Origin of the sequence: Promineifilum sp. (SeqCode) (assembly GCF_041918635.1) — a bacterium.
Taxonomy (GTDB): Bacteria; Chloroflexota; Anaerolineae; order Promineifilales; family Promineifilaceae; genus Promineifilum.
The window spans coordinates 1-3661 of sequence record NZ_JAYRVJ010000082.1; the positions used below are offsets into that span (position 1 = coordinate 1).

The window sequence follows — 3661 nt, forward strand, 5'->3', positions numbered from 1 at the left end:
CAGGCCGGCCCGGATGGCCGACAAGTCCGCGCCGGTCAGCGCCTCGGCCTTGATGGACAGCGGCGGCGCAGCCTCGAAGGCGATCTGCGCCGCCGGCCGCACGGCGGCGAAGGTGTTGAGCACGGCGTTGTGGTGGGCGATGATCTGCGCCGCCGGCAGCACGCCGTCATAGGTGCTGTGGGCGTCGGCGGCCAGCGTCACTTCGTAACCCAGGCTGAACGCCCGGCGGCAGGTCGTGTCGATGCAGTACTCCGTTTGCATCCCGGCCAGCACCAGTTGCCCGACGCCGCGCTCGGCCAGCACGCCGGACAGCTTGGTTTGGTGGAAGGCGTCGGGAGTATGTTTGTCGATGAGGACTTCGCCGCCGGCCGGGGCCAGGTCGGGGTGGATGGCCCAGCCGGCGGTGCGCGGCTCGTCGGGGTCGCCCGGCCCACCGTTGTTGCGGACGAAGACGACCGGCGCGCCAGCGGCGCGGGCGCGGACGATGAGATCGCGGATGGCGGCGCGCACGCGGTCGGCGTCGTACACCGGGTCGGGTTGGAACATGTTCACCTGGGCGTCGATTACGAGTAGGGCGGTGTCCATAGAAGCTCCTGAAGAAGAGGAATCATCCGCAGATTTCGCAGATTAGGCAGATTCTCGGAAGACGGCTCCGAGTAAGCAGCATATACAAAAGGATTATAGTCGGCTTGGGCGAGGTTGGCGATGGGGGCGGGCGCGGGGTTATAATGCCGCCCGTGACTACTCGATCCGCTTACTCACGTGTGACCTTTGACGCGCTGGCCGACGCCCGCGCCATCGTCGTCCGCGGCCCGGCCCGTTTTACCGTCCTGACCTCGCGGCTGATCCGTATGGAGTATGACCCGGACGCCCGCTTCGAGGATCGCCCCAGCCAGGTCTTCTGGTTCCGCCGCCAGCCCGTGCCCGACTTCCACGTGGAAGAGGAGAGCGGCCGGCTGACCTTGACGACGGAGCACCTGCGCCTGGAGTACGCCGGCGGCGGCGCGCCATTCAGCGCCCAGACGCTCGCCGTCACACTGCCGGCCCTCGACCACACCTGGCGCTACGGCGACGTGGATGCCGGCAACCTGCGGGGCACGCGGCGCACGCTCGACGAGGTGGACGGCGCGGCCCCGCTGGAGCCGGGCCTGCTGTCGCGCGATGGCTGGGTGGTGGTCGATGACGGCCGGTCTCTGGTCTTCGACGACGCCGGCTGGCTGCACCCGCGCGACGTGGAGGCGACCGACCTCTACTTCTTCGGCTACGGTCGCGCCTACAATGACGCCCTGCGCGACTATATGGCCGTTTCTGGCCCCACGCCGCTGCTGCCACGCTGGGTGCTGGGCAACTGGTGGAGCCGCTACTGGGCCTACAGCGACGCCGAGTTGCGCGCGCTCATGGCCGAGTTCCGCGCCCACGAGGTGCCGCTGTCCGTCTGCATCATCGACATGGATTGGCACCTGGTCAACGTTGGCGAGGGCGTCAGCGGCTGGACGGGCTACACCTGGAACAACGAATACTTTCCCGATCCCCCCGACTTCCTGCGCTGGCTGCGCGGCGAGGGGCTGCGGACGGCGCTCAACCTGCACCCGGCGCTGGGCATCCGGCCGCACGAGTCCGCCTACCGGGAGATGTGCGCGCGGTTGGGCCTCGACCCCGAGATGGGCGCGGACATCCCCTTCGACATCGCCAACCCCGACTTCACCGGCCCCTACTTTGAGGTACTTCACCACCCGCAGGAGGCCATCGGCGTCGATTTCTGGTGGATGGACTGGCAGCAGGGCACACAGACCTCTGTCGGCGGGCTGGACCCGCTGTGGTGGTTGAACCACCTGCACTTCTATGACCTGGCCCGCGACGGCAAGCGGCCGTTCGTCTTCTCGCGCTGGGGCGGGTTGGGCAACCACCGCTATCCCATCGGCTTCTCCGGCGACAGCGTGGTGTCCTGGGCGTCGCTGGCCTTCCAGCCCTACCTGACGGCCACGGCGGCCAACGTCGCCTACGGCTGGTGGAGTCACGACATCGGCGGCCACATGAAGGGCGTGGAAGATCGCGAACTGTACACGCGCTGGGTGCAGTATGGCGTCTTCAGTCCCGTCTTCCGGCTGCACAGCACGAAGAACCCGTTCCACGAGCGGCGGCCGTGGGGCTACGACGCGCAGGTGCTGGCGGTGACGCGCGAGGCCATGCAACTGCGCCACGCGCTCATCCCATACCTGTACACCATGTCCTGGCTGAACGAGCGGGACGGGCGTGTCCTGGCCCGGCCGATGTACCACGACTACCCCGAGCGGGAAGAGGCGTACGCCTGCCCGCAGCAGTACTTCTTCGGCACGGCGCTGCTGGCCGCGCCCTACACCGCGCCGGCCGATCCCGACACGCGCCTCTCGCGTCAGGTGGTGTGGCTGCCGCCGGGCGACTGGTACCACTTCTTCAGCGGCGAGTATTATGCGGGCGACGCCTGGTACGCGCTCTACGGCGACCTGGCTGACATCCCTGTCTTCGCCCGCGCGGGCAGCGTTGTGCCGCTGGGGCCGCGCGTCGGCTGGGGCGGGGTGGGCAACCCGGAGGAGTTGCACCTGCACGTCTTTGCCGGGGCCGACGGCCACTTCGAGCTTTACGAGGATGACGGCGAGACCCTGGCCTATCAGACCGGCGCTTTCGCCCTGACTCACTTCGAACTGCGTCAGGAAAACGGCCGCCTCCACGTCACGGTGTCCCCGCCAGAGGGCGACCGGACGCCGCTGCCCGACTCGCGCCGCTACCACATCCACGTCCACGGCGTGGCCGTGCCGGGCGAGGCCGCGCTGACACTCGATGGGCCGGCGGAGCCGCTGCCCCTCATCTACGACGCGGCCCGGCGTACGGCCGACTTCGCGCCGTTCACGCCCGGCCCATCCGCGACCGCCCGGCTGACACTGGCCGCGCCGGGCGAGGGCGAGTTGGCCGCCCGTCACGACCCCACGGTGGCGCGCGCGGAGCGGCTGATCCGCGCGTTCCGGCTCGACTCGACGGCCAAGCTGCGGCTATGGGAGCGGCTGGGCGAGCTGGCCGAGACGCCCGGCCGGTTGGCCGACTTCGGCCTCGAACTGTGCGACTCCCAGGCGCGGGCGCTGCTGGAAGTGACGCAAGGGGCGGGGGTGCATTACGTCACCGGCGCGCCCGACCCGCACCTGCTGGTGCTGTGGAACAACCACGAATTGGGGGACGTGCGCCACCACTTCTCGCGCCTGCGGCCGGGCAAGTGGTACGCCCCGGATCGCTACCAGTCGGCTTACGGCGTCGCGCCGCGCTTCATGGCCCTGCGGCCGGTGGGGGACGAGTGGCGGCTGCGGCTGGACTACTTCGGGTTGCACACCACCGTGCTGGACGGCCCGGGGGTGAACAAATAGGACGCAGAGGACGCGGATTGGACGCTGATTTTCGCTGTGCAAGCCCTATGTTTTTAGCAGCGAGAATCAGCGTCTTCTTAATCAGCGCTATCAGCGTTCCATCTCCCCGCGATTGACTTTTGAGCCGGCCTGACTATAATTGTTCTGTCAAATTGAGATGAACTGATGACAAATTGCGGAAGTGGAAACCTGGCAAAACAGTTGCCCGGGCGTTAGGGGGTGCGTTGATCTTGTCCACGTCCGCCGAGCCCCCCAGTCCCCATCCTCGC

At 68.3% G+C, this 3661-nt stretch carries 2 protein-coding genes; one reads left to right on the plus strand and one right to left on the minus strand.

Annotation, left to right across the window (positions count from 1 at the left end; genetic code table 11):
• Positions 1-585, minus strand: a 585-nt coding sequence (locus ACE3UY_RS02710; protein ID WP_374686015.1) for a cysteine hydrolase family protein, incomplete at its 3' end; no start/stop codon positions are given.
• Between the two features lie 152 nt (positions 586-737).
• Here ACE3UY_RS02710 and ACE3UY_RS02715 point away from each other — a divergent pair.
• Entirely contained in the window at positions 738-3392 is a 2655-nt protein-coding gene (locus tag ACE3UY_RS02715) for a TIM-barrel domain-containing protein (RefSeq protein ID WP_374686016.1), read from the plus strand.
• Positions 3393-3661: the final 269 nt, after the last annotated feature.